Genomic DNA, 16,820 nt, shown 5'->3' with positions numbered 1-16,820 from the left:
CTGAATTTAATCCACTTACATCAGCTTTTAATGAAAGTCTTTAACGGATCGGTTAGTATCTACCCCATACTTTTTGAGCATCACACAATTTAGAGACAAGATGGCAAATTCACAACGTAAAATACTAGTGACAAGTGCACTACCCTATGCCAACGGCCCCATACACTTAGGGCATATGTTGGAATATATTCAAACAGACATCTGGTCACGCTATCAAAAATTGCGTGGGCATGAATGTTATTATATTTGTGCCGATGATGCCCATGGTACGCCTATCATGCTCAAAGCACAGCAGCTGGGGATTACCCCTGAAGCCATGATTGCTCAAGTGCAAGAAGAGCACCAGCAAGATTTTGCCGATTTTAATATTCAATTTGATAATTTTCATAGCACTCACAGCGAAGAAAATAAGGCTCTTGCTAGCGAGATTTATCTCAAATTACGTGCTGGCGGTTATATCAAAACTAAGACCATTTCACAGTTATTTGATCCTGAAAAATCGATGTTTTTACCGGATCGTTTTGTCAAAGGCACTTGTCCTCGCTGTCACTCTGACGATCAATATGGTGACAATTGTGACAACTGCGGTGCAACTTACAGCACAACAGATTTAATCAATCCAAAATCTGCAGTCTCCGGTGCGACGCCCATCATGAAAGACTCAGAGCACTTCTTTTTTGACCTACCTGCTTTTGAAAGCATGTTAAAAGAATGGATTAATTCTGGGTCATTACAAACTGAAATGGCGAATAAACTGGGAGAATGGTTTGAGCAAGGCTTACAACAATGGGATATCTCCCGTGATGCGCCTTACTTTGGTTTTGAAATTCCCGATGCCCCGGGTAAATTCTTTTATGTTTGGTTAGATGCGCCTATCGGCTACATGGGTTCATTTAAAAACCTGTGTGATAAACGTGACGATATCAAATTTGATGATTTTTGGGCTAAAGATTCAACCGCTGAGGTGTACCACTTTATCGGCAAAGACATTGTCTACTTCCACAGTCTATTCTGGCCTGCCATGCTAGAAGGCGCAGGGCTGCGTAAACCCACCAGCGTTTATGCTCATGGTTATGTCACCGTCAATGGCGCTAAAATGTCTAAATCAAAAGGTACCTTCATTAAGGCTCGTACCTATTTAGATAACTTAAATCCTGAATACTTACGTTATTATTACGCCGCAAAACTCAGTAGCCGTATCGATGATTTAGATTTAAACCTTGAAGATTTCGCCCAACGCGTCAATTCTGATCTGGTGGGTAAACTCGTCAACCTTGCTTCTCGTACTGCCGGGTTTATTAACAAACGTTTTGATGGCAAATTAGCGAAAGTGGCCGACAATAGCCTTACTGACACTTTCTTAGCCAAGCAAGACGCTATTGCTGAGTGTTATGAAACCCGAGAATACGGCAAAGCCATGCGCGAGATTATGGCACTAGCCGACTTGGCCAATGCCTTTGTGGCAGAAGCTGCGCCATGGCAATTGATCAAGCAAGAAGAAACTCAAGCACAGGCTCATCAAGTTTGTAGCCATGCACTGAATTTATTCCGTATTCTGTGTACTTACTTAAAGCCTGTATTGCCTAAACTTGCCAGTGATGTGGAAGCATTCTTACAACTAGAACTGACTTGGAATGGCTTAAATACGGATCTTACCGGCCATACAATCACTCCTTTTAAAGCCTTAATGCAGCGTGTTGACATGAAAAATATTCAAGCCATCATCGACGCCTCCACAGAAAATCTGCAAGTAGCGGATACAAGTAAAGCCAACACAACAGAAACGAAAGGGGAAGCAAAACAGCAAGACGGCACCGCTCATCAATCTCCCCTTGAACAAGAGCCTATCAGCCCTGAAATAAGCTTTGATGACTTTGCTAAAATTGACTTGCGTATCGCCCGCATTGCCAAAGCTGAGCATGTGAAAGAAGCGAAGAAGTTACTGCGTTTAGAGCTGGATTTAGGCGGCGAAACCAAGCAAGTGTTTGCTGGTATCAAATCTGCTTATTCCCCTGAAGAGTTGACTGGTAAGCTCACTGTGATGGTGGCTAACCTTGCTCCGCGTGAGATGCGTTTTGGCACCTCAGAAGGCATGGTATTAGCCGCAGGTCCAGGTGGTAAGGACTTATGGATCATGGAACCCCATGACGGCGCTCAACCCGGTATGAAAGTGAAATAAGCCGCACTTTTATCCCCGTAACAGAGGATCGCTCAATCACGGGGATAACACAAATAAAAAAGCCGCATCTTTAATAAGAGCGGCTTTTTTATCGAAAGTGCTTTCAATAAGGGATCACATAATCATATATTAAGCCCTAGTGCAGTTGTGTAGTGTTTTCTTCTATCACCTTCAAAGTTGAAAAATGCGTTGGCGCCTTGACATTACTTGACAGCGAATTAGGCGACATTAAAACGTGTTTCACCGTTTGACTACTCTTATCCCCTAACTCTACTGACTTAGTCGTTGTATCCACGGTTTGAATATCAGTAAAATTGTCCATGTTACGAATATCATTCTTGTTAAATTGAACTAGAATAACCTTTATATTTTTACTCGCAGCGATGAGACCAAGCTCTTGCTGAGTCAAATATAACCCTGGTGTTGCTAATCGTGTTTTTAGTGATGTCATATCAAGCAGAGCTAAATTATTAGGAGTTGCCAAATATAAGGCCTCCAACTGCAACTCAGGCATATTATTTACCTCTGCTGCAACACTTCGTAATGCAAACAATAGTGCTTCTTTTTGCTCAATAGTGCCACTACTCACAATCGTTTGGATCATATTATCGACATACTTTTTCGTTCTCATCTCTTTAGGATCAAGCCCGATACTGGCAATGGAACAATCACCATTATCAAGGGTTTTGATCGCGAAATACTCTCCTTTAACACTATGAAGCGCTTTATCTCCTATCCATTGTCCACGCTCGTCACGAATGGTTTCCATTACTGTATAACTTGATCCGATGGTAACGGGAGGACGTTTTTTCCCGTCCGTTGAAAATAGCCCCTCTCTAAACTGATTATCGCGGAGTAACTCAACGTTACGCATTTCTTTTTGTTGTATAGAAATGTTCAGGTCACTTAATAGAATTTGCGCCTTCTTCAACTGACTTAACTTAGGTGAAGATAATATTTCCATTGCCCGCGGTGCATTGTCAATGTCTTCTCCAGTTAATCTAAGCAGCTGATCTAGGTATTGAAAATCTCGATCATAAAATCGCTTAATGATTTCATCATCGGTAAACTGAACCACTGATTGTATTGGTTCTTGAGGATTCAGTAAAAATGTCAGTTGTTCAGACTGTAATTCAGAATATAACCTTCTTGCCACTCCAGCTTCATCATTGTTTAATTCGCTCTTCATCATCAATAACTCAGTGACTTTTTGACAACTAGAGACATTTTCACCCATTCGACTCAATAGATCACTTAAGGTCATTTGCGGTAACAATACAATAGGCGTATTTTGAGCACGTAATTGCTTCCCTTGTGACATCAAAGGAGGAGCAGGCTCGATAATGTCGCTCTCTGATTGAGGTAGGCTGCCTTTCACCGATGAACTCATGGTGCTGCTCTTCGTATCACTACTGATATGACTGTCTGTTTCATCCAGTTCAGATCCTTCAATATTCAAAGGCAATGGATCATGCACTCGCTCAAATGGAAACGTTTTTAAAATAAGTTGGCTAACCTTATAAGACAAGTCGCCATTGCCATTCGTATCGATTGTAAATTCCTTTTTACCCGTGGCAGATGCTAATTCACTTAGTTCATTGAACTTTTGAACAAACTGCTCTTTTGTTAATGACTCATTCGTCATCATCTCAATGAAAAGCGTTTTTGCTGCCACTCGGTTACTCCAACAAAATAAGTCTTTGAAGGTATCAAACGCTTTTTCTACGAAACCATACTCGTAATCATTGTTTTTAAGTTGATTCAAATCAACCATTATGTTTGAAATTGTCCCAGAAACTTCCATTCTACTCCCCATTACATGACACTTTGAAAGTTAATCGTTCAAGGAAAGGGTAAGTATTTATTGTTCCATTTAATATCAATTTTGTTAGTTTCTATCACTTTTCTCCCACGAGACTCCATATAACTTTCGACTTTTTCGATTTTAGCCTAAAGGTCACTGTAATGTTTAAAATGGAGTACACCAATATAGCAATGACTCACACACATGCTACTAAAATTAAAAAACAAACCACATTAAAAAATAGCAGCCTATTACACTGGATTATCGATATCGATAAAATGCTGTGTCAAGCCAAATTTAGCCTCCAAATGTCGGCCTAATGCTTGAATACCATAACGCTCAGTGGCGTGATGTCCTGCAGCAAAATAGTGAATATTTTGCTCGATGGCACAATGAAAGGTACGCTCAGACACTTCTCCACTGATAAAGGCATCTACGCCTAACTGCGCCGCTAAATCAATATAATCTTGGGCGCCGCCTGTGCACCAAGCAACCGACTCAACAATTTGATTTTCATCTCCCAAATGCAAGGCTTTACGCCCAAGTACAGCTTTTAAGTATGCTGCAAAATCACTGGCTGGCATTTTTTCAGGCAGTGCCCCCTGCCACAATAACCCTGGGGTTGATAAACTCGGTAAATTCTCAACCACTTGGATATTATTCAACCCCAATTGACGCCCAAGCTCAACGTTATTACCCACTTCAGGGTGTGCATCTAAAGGCAAATGATATCCATATAAATTAATATTATTCTCAAGCAAAGCTTTAATACGTTTTTGCTTCATGCCTGTGATCACTTCAGGCTCATTTTTCCAAAAAAAACCATGATGCACTAAAATTGCATCCGCCTTTAATGCAATGGCTTTATCAATTAATGCCTGACAGGCCGTTACACCAGTGACTATGGTGTGGATCTCATTCGCTCCCTCAACTTGTAACCCATTGGGGGCATAATCTTTAAACGCGTTGATATTCAAAAAAGAAGTTAAATACTGCGTTAATTCAGTACGCAACATGGGATCACCCTAACGCCAACGATAAAAACAATATTGTAACCGATTTAGGGTATTTATCTATAACTTAACCCATGCTTAATGCATTATCTGTTATCGTTAAAAAATGCATAAAAAAAGGCCAATTTCACCGGAAATTGGACATCTGTGTGCTTTACCCTATAAAATCACGCCAATTCGTTATGTACACACAAAAAATTAACAGGTTACAACTATGTCTAAACTGACCAAAGAAGAAGTTATCAGCCAGCTTGAAGGCTTTTTAACAAGCCAACAAGGCAAAACAGTCTCTATTGAGCAAAAAGGAAGCTGGTACAAAATCGATGGCGGTAAATCTCTACGTTTCAGTGAATTAGAATCTATGTTTGCAGAGTTTAATACTGAAACTGGCACACAAAAAGCTGATACACCAACAACAGTACAAACCAGCAGCCCCACCGCGGCTAAAGTCAAAACCGTTAAGGTTGCCCACACACAAACAACCACAAAAACATCAGGGCAAACGCCAAAAGAATTATGGCGTCAAAAATTGGCTGGGCAAGGGCAATTACCCCGTGGTTTTTAATCAGTAATCGCACTCACCTTCCTGACACCTCACCACAAAAGTAACGTGCCAGGGAGGTTAACTTGTTAAGCGTTGCCACCTTATACCTTTCATTCTGTCAATTGATAAACACTGGTACTGCCACTCACTTCATTAGCAACAATCAATAGTGCCTCACCAGATGGACTCTTGTCCGCTGAAATGAACCTCATTCCTTCAGGCCCTAAATCGCCCACAACACTGGGATCGCCCTCAATCTTCTTTCCATCGATGTCTTTTTTATCAATAGAAAAATCAATGCTCATGTCTCGATTAATCACGTAATCGACAAAAAACACATCAAATGGATTTGTCACATCATAAATCATGATCCCGCCGACACGCTCTAAGCCAACGAACGCATAATGACGATGACCGATTTGACCTAATGCTAATGCTTCTGGCTCAACACCTTTATCATCACTGCGGCTATCACCTTTGTTTTGATCATTATTATTATTAAAATGCTGCCCAAGTACTGCTGCGGTGATTCGAACAAAGTCACTACCACTATCAAAAACTAATACACCATTTTGATCCCAAATAGAAAATGAACGTCCACCAAAACTGATTAATTGTTCATAGTCACCATCACCCTGCTCATCTCCCATACTCCTTGTGACTTTTAAACGCCCTAACTGGGTTTTATCTTGCGCGGCCAGATATTGAGGATGCTCGGCAGTCAATGTTAAACCCTCAGCACGCACTTCTTCTGAAAAACCCTCATAATCACGTGCATCACCTTCATTAGCAGACACAATAAAATCGGCATTATTCCAGCGATAACTGGCAATCGTATCCGGTTGATAAAGGCCATAGACACCTAAATAAGGCTGAATATTAATACCCTCATCTTTATCGCTAGCATCGATTTCATTGCCCGCAACACCAAAGTCTTTCAATCCTAAAGGCCATATTGATTCAATGGTCATACTCAATAAATTCACTTTTGCGATGGCATTATTTTCTTGTAAGCTCACATAAGCCATTTGACTGTTTTCACTAATACTGATGTATTCAGGCTCTAAATCTTGTGCAACACTCGAATTAGGACCATTGATTTTAATCAGGTTACTGAGTTCATTATAACGCACTTCTCCTTGATTAAAGTCTGTAAAATCAATATGAGTCGCCTGTGTGGCAGGGGTGTTATCAAGAATATCAATCACTGAAATGCTGCCAACAGGATCCACGCTATAATCATCATTAGGCTCACCTTCATTGGCAATCAATAACTGAGCACCATTGGGCGTAAACACGATATTATCAGGTAAATAACCCACCTCAACAGCATGAATAAACTGTCTTCCCCCCTCTTCCATCACTCGATAAAAAGCCACTAAACCTTTACCTTGTTTCCCATTGCCTTGTGAATCACCTCGCTCAATCGCAACCGCTAATAAATCTTGATAAATAGCGAGGCTATTCACCCCGCCTAAATGCAATAAGCCAACATCATTTTCAATATCGATTTCATCTACTTTAACCATATTATTAAGCACTAATGATGCTTCATGGCCCACAGGTTCTGCTGTTACAAGCAATGTTCCATCCAATATATCCACCTTTCCACTTTGTGCATTAATCACAAAAAGCTGTGACGTTTCTGGATGAAAATCGACAATTTCAGCCGCACTCACACCAAACGCGTTTGAGGCATATCGTGCAATAAGCTGCATTGACAATCTACTTGAATGAGAACAATTGTCATCGTCAACAATCAATTTATCGTCACATAGCCCAATAGAAGAAACCTGAGATGTGACAGGCGCCAACGCACTCAAAGACACATTGCTTTCGTTACTTATAACCTTGTCTTCAGTACCATCTTCACAAGCCATCAATAACAAGCTCGACAGCAGGGTGAGTAATATCAATCTTAATGATTTCATCTGTGTTGCAATTCCTTTGAATGTGACTTGCGGTTCTTAATGGCATTTCATCCGTACGCTACACCCGTAATACTTCCAGCTGAATATTGCAACTGGGAGTATCACGGGTAATAAAGCTTTACTAACAAAAAGCATCCTAAATTCAGCATAAAGCACAACAAAGAACAAAATATGACAACTAAATAACAATTAAATGAAACCTAAAAAATACATTTGAATAAAGTTTGAGAGGGATTTTAAATGAAATGATCATGAGAGCTTGTGTTTTCATCAAGGTCCCTTTTATTGTGGAATACTTGGAAAATATAACAGGCAAACGATGAAGAAACATGTGTCATCACACATTTCAAGTCTACGTGAAATAATTATTCTGATGGACTGCCCATACGTCCACCACCTAATAACAACTAAAATGAAGGAGTGGCCATGCTCGGGATCATTGGCTTTATCACCATTATCACTATTGTAGGATTACTGCTAACGGAAAAAACCAGTCCAATAACGGCATTAATTATTGTGCCAATCATAGGTGCACTGGTTGCAGGTACCAGTATTCATGATATTGGACTTTACTTTAATAGCGGCGCCCAAAAAGTCTTTCCTATTGTCATCATGTTTATTTTTGCCATTATTTATTTTGGGATCATGAATGATGTGGGTTTATTCACACCAATGATCAATAAAATGGTCGCTCTGTCTCATGGAAGCATTCAATCTGTTGTCATCGGCACTGTCTTTATTGCGGCCATTGCACATCTTGACGGCTCTGGCGCCTCTACTTTTCTCATTACTATTCCAGCTTTACTGCCCTTATACCGACGTTTACGTATGAGTCCCTATTTACTGCTGTTATTAGTGGGTGCCAGTGCCAGTATTATGAACATGCTACCTTGGGCTGGGCCCATTGGTCGGGCCGCAGCATTATTATCCATGAATCCCACCGATCTTTGGCGGCCATTGGTACCATTACAATTCATTGCCTTAATCATGCTCGTACCAATGGCAATGTTATTGGGGGTTCGAGAAAAACGACGTATCGCTAACTTGCCTCCGCTTCAACATTCACTCAATGAAATGGCTCATAATAACGACGGTTCTAAATCCCCCGCCACCTTATCAACATCCAATACACAACCTAAAAAGTTAGCAATGAATGTCTTGCTGACGTTAAGTGTCATAGGTTTGCTCTTATGGGGGATTATTCCTTCAGGATTCACCTTCATGATAGGTGTCAGTTTGGCGCTATCTCTTAATTACTCAAAAGTGAGCGATCAAATGGACAGGATAAAAGCCCATGCACCCAGTGCTGTACTAATGGGATGTATTATTCTGTCTGCAGGGGCTTTTTTGGGCATTTTAACGGGTACAAAAATGCTAAATGCCCTCGCACAAGATATTGTCACTGTGCTTCCCAATGCAATTTTGCCTTATTTGCACATTATTATTGGTCTGCTCGGCGCCCCTTTTGAACTCATTTTAAACACGGATGCATACTATTTCGCATTGGTTCCCATTGTTGAACACATTACTTCTAATGTAGGTGTCAATTCACAATCCGCCATATATGCCATGATCATCGGTAATATTCTCGGCACCTTTATCAGTCCTTTTTCCCCCGCACTTTGGCTTGGACTCGGACTGGCAGAATTAAAAATGGGCAGGCATATCCGCTATTCATTTTTTTGGATCTGGGGATTAAGTATACTGTTACTGATAGTTGCCATCATGCTGGGTATTGTATGAGGTAAATCAATATAAAAAACCAGAACATCAGTTCTGGTTTTTTATCAGTCATGCACTACTTTTTCGTCCAGCGATCCAACCAACCTAATACATTGGCGTACCATTGCTCTAAATTATGAGGATTAAGGATCCAATGGTTTTCATCAGGATAAATCAGTAACTCAGAAGGGATCCCTTTACGTTGTAAAAAACCAAAGGCTGCTAAGCCTTGATCGTAAGGCACCCTGAAATCTTTCTCACCATGGATCACCAACATCGGCGTTTTCCAATTATCTAAATAATTCACAGGATTAAACTTTTCATATAAGGCTTTATTGTCATTATACGTTCCACCAAATTCGTATTCAGGGAACCAACGCTCTTCAGTCACATAGTACATAGAGCGCATATCAAAAAGACCCGCATGGTTCACCAAGCACTTAAAGCCATCAGGCCAATTGCCTTCAATCCAATTCATCATATAACCACCATACGAGCCACCTAGCGCACAAGCACGGTTTTTATCCAACCAAGGTTGTTGTTTCACGACAGCGTTTAAGCCTTTTTGCAGATCTTCAAGGGGTTTCCCCCCCCAATCTTGTGTAATCGAGTCGGTAAAAGCTTGCCCGTAGCCAGTCGAGCCATGAAAATCAATCATCACCACACCGTAACCGGCTCCCGCCCATAATTGAGCATTCCAACGACGGCTAAAATTATTACCAAATGAACCTTGAGGCCCACCATGAACCAGAAATGCTATGGGATAACGATCACCCTGTTGATAATTAACGGGCTTTATCCAGTAACCATAAACCGTTTCATTGTTCCAGCCTTTAAAGCTAAACTGCTCAAATTCGCCAAATTGGATCTTTGCAAGCTTCTTCTGATTAACTTGAGTCAGTTGTTGTAAATTCTGAGCATCTAAATTAATTGAGAACAAATCACTGGGTTGGACTAAGCTTTTATGGGTAAATACAATATTATTAGCCGTAATGCCGACAATATTATTATACCCTTCATTATAAATCGCCCGCACATCACCAAATTGGGTATTCACTTCAAACAAAGACACTTGCCCAAGATCTTGCGCGGTAACATATAAGGTTTTATCGTCTGAACCAAATTGCACAGAATGCGGACTTCGATCCCAAAGGGGGGCGACTTCTTTTTCTTGACCTGTCACCATATCGCGTAACATAATACGATTTCTATCTGCCTCAAACCCCGGCTGTTTCATCGCAAGGTAAGCAAGATAACGGCCATCGGAAGAAAAAACAGGATGGGAATCCCATGCTTTATTTTTCTCAGTTAAATTAACAGCTTCCCCCCCTTTAATAGGTACTTTCCAAAGGTCATAATTGGTTGTCCAAGCTTGTGTATGACTCGGGGCTTTGGCACTATAAACAACATATTGGCTATCAGGCGTAAAGGTGGCTTCTTCTAGGCCGGAGAAAGGTTTCGGCGGCGTTTCAGTATCTAGCCCTTTGGTGATATCAATGGCATCGTTTATGATGGCATCATTAAGCTCGGCGATGAATAAATGACTTCTGGCATGATCATACCAAGTATCCCAATGACGCACCATTAACTGATCATATACTCGCCCCGTCGATTTACGGTTCTTTTCAGCATCAAACTTATCTTTTGAACACATAAGCGTGTCACATTCAGGTACCACTCGCATGATAAACAAGACTTGTTTGCCATCAGGAGAAAGCTTGAAGCCTTCTATTCCCAGTGGCAAATCAGTCACAGGCATGGCTTCTCCACCCGCTAATGACAAACGATATAACTGATCTAAACCTGTACGGTTAGCAAGAAAGTAAACGGCCTTACCGTCTATTGAAAATGTCGCATTGTACTCAGTGCTTGATGAGGAGGTTAGCTGAATAACCTCATGCCCAACGTTCTCTCCATCTTCATTGGCCGTTAAATTCTGCAAATAAAGATTAGACTGGGCCACACCATCCTTATTTATTTTTTTTATACTATACACCAGCTTTGAGCCATCAGGGGATAATGTTGGCGAACCTAACTTGTTCAGATTAACTAAATCTTTTACTGTGAAAGGCGCTGAAAAAGCAGATTGAGAACTCGAAGCGGCGCTCATATTATTTGTCGCAAAGGCCGACAGCATACTCAATGAGCTAATGGAGGCAAGTGCCAAAAGTAAGCATTTTTTTTTCATAAACACGGGTCTTTGTTGGATAAATGTAAATATTATGGCGCCACACTAGCCAAAAAAAACCACTTGGGCAAGGTAAAATCACTATTTCCGCTCATTAGTCCTATTTTCTATTGTGGCGTGTCCCGTAAATCTTACTCTCGATACCCAAGTAGAACAAAGATGCGCGTTTCACTTGGGTATATTCACCTGCTAATTTTACTTACTCTTTCATCACACAGTCTTAATGTGACTGTCTTGATGGGACTATTTTAATGCCAATAGTCATTAACGCTAAACATGCAACCTATTGTGACATGGCATTCACTGCTTTTAGATTAAGCTGTAAAATATCTTGATTAATATGCCAACCTTTAATGTGGATCGTAATATCCCAAGAACCATCAATATTTTTCACGCCCTCTTCGATAAATTTATCGTAAAAAACGTCTGAAGCAAGCTTACGTAATCGGTGAAAAGCATCATATTTTTGAGTATCACACTGCTGAACATGCGCTAAATCAGATAAGGCTTTTTGGGCTTCTTCTTGATGCACACCATAAAAAAAATCGGCAATATTCTCCCAGATCCCATAAGAAAAATCATAGCTATGAGTGATTCCGTTAACATCACTCTTTTGTGAAGTAAATCGGTCTAATAGTTGCCGTTTAAACCATACGAGCATTATTCTCTCCTCTCATTGCTCCTCTATATGGCCCTTTTTATACCAGTAAACTATCAAGCTCGCTGTCAAAAAAAGACAAACTTAGCAAAATAACCGCAATAGTTAGCAATCTTTACGTTTCTTAGTGTGTCGCAAAAACAACTTTTAATTATTTTCTTTCATTGATGCTATTAAATATTAACTTAACCCCATAAATTAAGGGGGACATCAATTCCTCCTTGTAAAAGAGAAAACAAATAGCAAATAGCAAATAGCAAATAGCAAAAAGTTAAAAATAAAAAACACATCAAAAGTTAATATTTTTCAAAGAATAAAGACTTCAGCTTTACAAGGTATTGATCCCACAAAAAACTTAGAGTTATTACACTAAAGCATAACCACATGAGTTTAAAGAATAATTCATCATCCTCAGGTTTTCACCTGATATAAATCGTTCAAATTCTATTATAAATTTAATAATAAATGAACAATGACATTGCAGGTCAGAGATTAAATCCGCCTGCTCCCAATCACTCAAAAATAAACAACCAATAATATGGACCACCTAATAAAAAATATGGATACCTCAAGTAATAATATGAACAACGTCAATTCTGCTATCAATATTCGTGGCACAGGTATTGCGCTACCAGAATACATTGTTCAATCGACCCAAATTGATGCAAGCCAAGGTTGGCCTGAAGGGCAAACGGAAAAAACCACTGGAGTGGCTTCACGCCATTATGTCACCCATGAAACCCCAACAAGCATGGCCGTAGCCGCGATAGAGCAAGCAATAAACAATAGTGACATTACACTTGATGATATTGATTGTATTATTTCCGCCAGTAGCACCTTAGAGCAATTGATCCCTTGTAGTGCGGCAAAAATTCATAAACAGCTACCATTAATTCACCCCATCCCGGCATTTGATATTAATATGACTTGCCTAAGTGCAGTCAAAGCATTGGATGTGGCCCATGCCTTACTTTCTACACAGCGCTATAAGAACATCCTCATTGTCTCGTCTGAAATCGCCTCTATTGGCCTTGATTGGAGCGTAAGAGAAACCGGCGGCTTATTTGGCGATGGCGCTGCAGCATTAATTGTTAGCCAAGCAACACAAAACGCGACTCAGATCCTAGCCAGTCACTTTGAAACCTACAGTGAAGGCTTTGAATTTTGTCAAGTCAGAGGCTATGGCACCTTACATCAACCCTCTAAAACAGAAGGCGAATACCAACCTTTTGAGTTATTTGAGATGAAAGGTAAATCTGTCTTTAAAATGACCACCCACCATATCAAGGGCTTTGTCGAACGGGCACTGGAAAAAACCCCCTATCAGATTGATGATCTTGATTGGGTTATCCCCCATCAAGCCAGCCAACTAGGACTACAGCATATTGAAAAACGGCTCAATATTGCCCCAGGTAAAATGGTAAACATTTTAAAAAATAGAGGTAATCAGATTGCCACTTCTATTCCATCTGCACTTCATGAATTATTAAACTCTGGCAAGGTCAACAGCGGCGATAAGATCATGTTACTGGGGACATCAGCAGGATTAAGTTTTGGCGCTATCATATTGGAGATGGGATGAAAGCCATTATCACCGGTGCCACAGGCTTTTTAGGGTCGCACTTAGTCCACTATCTAGAAAAACAGGGTTATCAAGTATTGGCTCTGGGTAGAAATGAAGTCAAAGGGCGTAAACTCAATTCCACTCAAACACGTTTTAAAGTAGTGGATTTAACCCATGAAAGTCATGTCATTGCAGGGTTTGAAACCGCAGATGTTATTTTTCATTGCGCTGCTTTTTCCAGTGCTTGGGGATCAAAAGAGGCCTTTTATCTTGCCAATGTTGCGGCCACAAGGCATGTGCTCAAGGCTGCTAAACATCATCATATTAAACGTTGTGTTTATGTGTCTTCCACCAGCGTTTATTTTAACTTTACCGACAAACTGGACATTAAAGAAAGCCAAGTACTGACATCGGGCTTTGCCAATGAGTATGCTAAGACTAAATATCTGGGCGAACAAGTCATGCTCAATGAATGCGGTGACACTGAAGTTGTGATCATCAGACCAAGAGGCATCGTAGGTGAAGGCGATACCAGCATCTTCCCCCGTATATTGACTTTACTTGATAAAGGTTTTTTCCCCTTAATCGCGCAAGGTCGAGCCTTAGTGGATATCACCTATGTCAAAAATGTCGCCCATGCGCTCTACTTGGCCGGTACAGCACCAAAAATCAATAAACACTGTTTTAATATCTCTAATGATGAGCCTATGACAGTAAACACTTTAATCAATTTGTTAACTCGTCACACTCATCAAACGGTTCGGTTTTTGCCAATATCTTATGCTATTTTGGCTAACATCGCGCGGGTAATGGAGGTAATCGCTAAAGCCTTCAACGCTAAAGAGCCACTGCTCACTTGCTATGGCGCAGGATTATTAGCCAAGTCACAAACACTAGACATCAATGCAGCAAAAACACGACTGGGATACAGTCCAATTTATGACCTTGAGCACGGAATAAAGCAATATTTTAATTCGGAGCCGCCATGCTAACCTTATTAAAAGTCGGTCATTGTTTCCATCCCGAAGCCATGGTGATGCAAGGACACTCTTGGAAAAGTATGCAATTTCCTGCCTATGTCGGCCTCATAAAACACCCAACACTTGGGTATGTGTTGTTCGATACCGGGTATGCAAAACGCTTTATACAAGCCACACAACCTTTCCCTGAACGTTTATATCGCAGCTTAACCCCAATGCACTTATGTGATAAAGAACAACTGGTTACCCAGCTTGCTTTAAGGGGCATTGGCGCAGATGAAATAAGGGTTATTTTCATTTCACATTTCCATGCTGATCATATTGCGGGTTTAATGGACTTCCCACACGCACAGTTTGTCTGCTCGCGGGAGGCACTCAATGCCATTAATGACACGAGTCGTTTCAAAGGATTACTTAAAGGCTATCTGCCTAAACTGCTGCCCAAAGACTTTACTCATCGTTGCCGCTTTATCGAAGACAGTCATCCTTTAAATTTACCCTATCATTATGCCCCTTTTCACTTAGGTTATGACCTATTCAATGATGGGAGTATGTTGGCTATTTCTTTACCAGGCCATGCCGCTGGGCATTTTGGTTTACTGCTGGAGCATTCGCAGCAAACCGCCTTTTTGATTGGTGATGCTTGCTGGACACAAGAAGCTTACACCCAAGGCGCAAGACCCAATAAATTAGCCCACATCATCATGGACAATGGGCAAGCGTATCTCAATACCTTAGAGAAATTATCTCACCTCTACGCCCGTAATAAAGACATTGCGCTTATTCCCAGTCACTGTAAAAAAACCATTGAAGCATTAACGCTATGATGAAATCGACGAATAGGGAAAATACCAATATGACAAGCACTGATCGCAACAAGATTGAATTCAATCCTGTAATAACAAAAACGCCTCGAAAAATAGCCTGTTTGGGTGCCTTTATCACTGGTTTTTTTAGAGCAAAATATTATCAAAAAATAACACGCTCACGATTAATGAAACAACAGAATAAACACTTCAATCGCTTTAAAAAAGAAGTGTTAGCCCATTCACCTTTTTACCGCACATACCTTGATTGGCCCTTAGCGCAATTTCCGTTAATCAATAAAAAAATTCACATGGGCAATTTTGATCAAATCAATACCGCTCATCTGCTGCGCGATAAGGCTCTGGATATTGCGATTACAGCTGAAAATACACGTGATTTTACCCCTACTTATGGGCAATACGCCGTGGGATTATCATCAGGCACCAGTGGTAATAGAGGCTTATTTATCTCATCGGAAACCGAGCGCGCAGAATGGGCCGGATACATGGTCGCAAAAGCCTTTCCTCATTACTTAAGACCTCAACGCATCGCCTTTTTCCTTCGTGCTAACAATACACTGTATGAAAGCACGCGCAGCTTATTCACGCAATTTCGCTTTTTTGATTTACTCACCACATTAGAAACGCACATTAACAGATTAGAAGCTTATAACCCCAGTATTCTCATTGCTCCTGCCAGTGTATTACTGCATTTATCGCGCTTAAAACCTGCTATTACCCCTAAGAAAATCATCGCTGTTGCAGAAGTACTAGAAGAAGAGGACAAACAAAAAATATCAGCCTATTTTGGTCAAAAAATACATCAAATATATCAATGCACAGAAGGGTTTCTCGGGATCACTTGCTCCCATGGCAACTTACATCTCAATGAAGACAACATCATCATTGAGAAACACTGGATTGATCAAACCCAACGACGCTTTTCACCTATCGTCACCGACTTAAGGCGACGCACTCAGCCCATTGTGCGCTATTTACTGGATGATGTATTAGTTGAAGAGCCCACGCCCTGCCCCTGTGGCTCATCCCATACTCGAATTAAATCCATTGAAGGTCGAAAAGATGATGTGCTACAACTGACTCACCACAGCAATAAAGCTATTCATGTCTATTCTGATTTCATTCGCAACACCATAGTGTCTCATTGCGAAAAAGTCGAAGAGTATCGTGTCACACAAACCCATACCAGTACACTGCTTATTGAATGCGGACCTTACACCAATGACAACAAAGATAAGATTGCCAGCAGCTTAAATTTGCTATTTAACAAACTTGATATTAAGCAGCCCAATTATCAGTTCAAGCCATATCAATACCCTAAAAAAGGGGAAAAGCGCCGCAGAGTGATAAACACAGTTAAATCAACATGATGAATCGATAGCCATCTACCTCCATTAGGAATGACATTGA

General features: G+C 40.6%; 12 protein-coding genes. 7 read left to right on the top strand and 5 right to left on the bottom strand.

Going from position 1 to position 16,820, the window contains the following annotated elements:
* The first annotated feature begins 100 nt into the window (after positions 1-100).
* Positions 101-2,179: a methionine--tRNA ligase gene (gene metG / locus Q0976_RS13430; protein WP_299494344.1), complete on the top strand. Its 2,079-nt coding sequence runs from the start codon at positions 101-103 to the stop codon at positions 2,177-2,179.
* Between the two features lie 136 nt (positions 2,180-2,315).
* On the opposite strand, the gene Q0976_RS13425 is transcribed toward metG, so the two are convergent.
* Positions 2,316-3,983: a hypothetical protein gene (locus Q0976_RS13425; protein ID WP_299494343.1), complete on the bottom strand. Its 1,668-nt coding sequence runs from the start codon at positions 3,981-3,983 to the stop codon at positions 2,316-2,318.
* Positions 3,984-4,234: 251 nt separating this feature from the next.
* Entirely contained in the window at positions 4,235-4,999 is a 765-nt protein-coding gene (locus tag Q0976_RS13420; protein WP_299494342.1) for a Nif3-like dinuclear metal center hexameric protein, read from the bottom strand.
* 211 nt (positions 5,000-5,210) lie between these two features.
* On the opposite strand from Q0976_RS13420, the gene Q0976_RS13415 reads away from it, so the two are divergent.
* Positions 5,211-5,561: a hypothetical protein gene (locus Q0976_RS13415; RefSeq protein WP_299494340.1), complete on the top strand. Its 351-nt coding sequence runs from the start codon at positions 5,211-5,213 to the stop codon at positions 5,559-5,561.
* Positions 5,562-5,650: 89 nt separating this feature from the next.
* On the opposite strand, the gene Q0976_RS13410 is transcribed toward Q0976_RS13415, so the two are convergent.
* Complete coding sequence (locus Q0976_RS13410) at positions 5,651-7,471, bottom strand: choice-of-anchor I family protein (RefSeq protein ID WP_299494338.1); 1,821 nt, start codon at positions 7,469-7,471, stop codon at positions 5,651-5,653.
* A gap of 426 nt (positions 7,472-7,897) precedes the next feature.
* Between Q0976_RS13410 and Q0976_RS13405 the strand changes: the two genes are divergently transcribed.
* Complete coding sequence (locus Q0976_RS13405) at positions 7,898-9,214, top strand: citrate:proton symporter (protein ID WP_299494337.1); 1,317 nt, start codon at positions 7,898-7,900, stop codon at positions 9,212-9,214.
* Positions 9,215-9,269: 55 nt separating this feature from the next.
* Here Q0976_RS13405 and Q0976_RS13400 read toward each other — a convergent pair whose 3' ends face one another.
* Together Q0976_RS13400 and Q0976_RS13395 are read right to left on the bottom strand one after the other, a co-directional pair.
* Positions 9,270-11,381: a S9 family peptidase gene (locus Q0976_RS13400; protein ID WP_299494336.1), complete on the bottom strand. Its 2,112-nt coding sequence runs from the start codon at positions 11,379-11,381 to the stop codon at positions 9,270-9,272.
* A gap of 283 nt (positions 11,382-11,664) precedes the next feature.
* A complete protein-coding gene (locus tag Q0976_RS13395) occupies positions 11,665-12,042 on the bottom strand; it encodes a hypothetical protein (protein ID WP_299494335.1) in 378 nt (125 codons plus the stop codon).
* Positions 12,043-12,619: 577 nt separating this feature from the next.
* Between Q0976_RS13395 and Q0976_RS13390 the strand changes: the two genes are divergently transcribed.
* From Q0976_RS13390 to Q0976_RS13375, 4 genes are read left to right on the top strand one after another with little or no spacing between them, the layout of a single operon-like run.
* Positions 12,620-13,621: a 3-oxoacyl-[acyl-carrier-protein] synthase III C-terminal domain-containing protein gene (locus Q0976_RS13390; protein ID WP_299494334.1), complete on the top strand. Its 1,002-nt coding sequence runs from the start codon at positions 12,620-12,622 to the stop codon at positions 13,619-13,621.
* Positions 13,618-14,595, top strand: a complete 978-nt coding sequence (locus Q0976_RS13385) for an NAD(P)-dependent oxidoreductase (RefSeq protein WP_299494332.1) — start codon at positions 13,618-13,620, stop codon at positions 14,593-14,595. The genes Q0976_RS13390 and Q0976_RS13385 overlap by 4 nt, the downstream gene beginning before the upstream one ends.
* Positions 14,589-15,410: an MBL fold metallo-hydrolase gene (locus Q0976_RS13380; RefSeq protein WP_299494331.1), complete on the top strand. Its 822-nt coding sequence runs from the start codon at positions 14,589-14,591 to the stop codon at positions 15,408-15,410. Before Q0976_RS13385 ends, Q0976_RS13380 begins: the two co-directional genes overlap by 7 nt.
* A gap of 29 nt (positions 15,411-15,439) precedes the next feature.
* Positions 15,440-16,780: a F390 synthetase-related protein gene (locus Q0976_RS13375; RefSeq protein WP_299494330.1), complete on the top strand. Its 1,341-nt coding sequence runs from the start codon at positions 15,440-15,442 to the stop codon at positions 16,778-16,780.
* Positions 16,781-16,820 lie beyond the last annotated feature (40 nt).

The organism is uncultured Shewanella sp., assembly GCF_947501665.1.
GTDB lineage: Bacteria > Pseudomonadota > Gammaproteobacteria > Enterobacterales > Shewanellaceae > Shewanella.
Note: the sequence above shows the minus strand (reverse complement) of the source record. Positions and strands in the feature narration are given on the sequence as shown.

Bases quoted from the DNA above. Each gene is read 5' to 3' on its own strand.
- metG (WP_299494344.1), top strand. From the start codon at position 101: ATGGCAAATTCACAACGTAAAATACTAGTGACAAGTGCACTACCCTAT.
- Q0976_RS13425 (WP_299494343.1), bottom strand. From the start codon at position 3,983: ATGGAAGTTTCTGGGACAATTTCAAACATAATGGTTGATTTGAATCAA.
- Q0976_RS13420 (WP_299494342.1), bottom strand. From the start codon at position 4,999: ATGTTGCGTACTGAATTAACGCAGTATTTAACTTCTTTTTTGAATATC.
- Q0976_RS13415 (WP_299494340.1), top strand. From the start codon at position 5,211: ATGTCTAAACTGACCAAAGAAGAAGTTATCAGCCAGCTTGAAGGCTTT.
- Q0976_RS13410 (WP_299494338.1), bottom strand. From the start codon at position 7,471: ATGAAATCATTAAGATTGATATTACTCACCCTGCTGTCGAGCTTGTTA.
- Q0976_RS13405 (WP_299494337.1), top strand. From the start codon at position 7,898: ATGCTCGGGATCATTGGCTTTATCACCATTATCACTATTGTAGGATTA.
- Q0976_RS13400 (WP_299494336.1), bottom strand. From the start codon at position 11,381: ATGAAAAAAAAATGCTTACTTTTGGCACTTGCCTCCATTAGCTCATTG.
- Q0976_RS13395 (WP_299494335.1), bottom strand. From the start codon at position 12,042: ATGCTCGTATGGTTTAAACGGCAACTATTAGACCGATTTACTTCACAA.
- Q0976_RS13390 (WP_299494334.1), top strand. From the start codon at position 12,620: ATGAACAACGTCAATTCTGCTATCAATATTCGTGGCACAGGTATTGCG.
- Q0976_RS13385 (WP_299494332.1), top strand. From the start codon at position 13,618: ATGAAAGCCATTATCACCGGTGCCACAGGCTTTTTAGGGTCGCACTTA.
- Q0976_RS13380 (WP_299494331.1), top strand. From the start codon at position 14,589: ATGCTAACCTTATTAAAAGTCGGTCATTGTTTCCATCCCGAAGCCATG.
- Q0976_RS13375 (WP_299494330.1), top strand. From the start codon at position 15,440: ATGACAAGCACTGATCGCAACAAGATTGAATTCAATCCTGTAATAACA.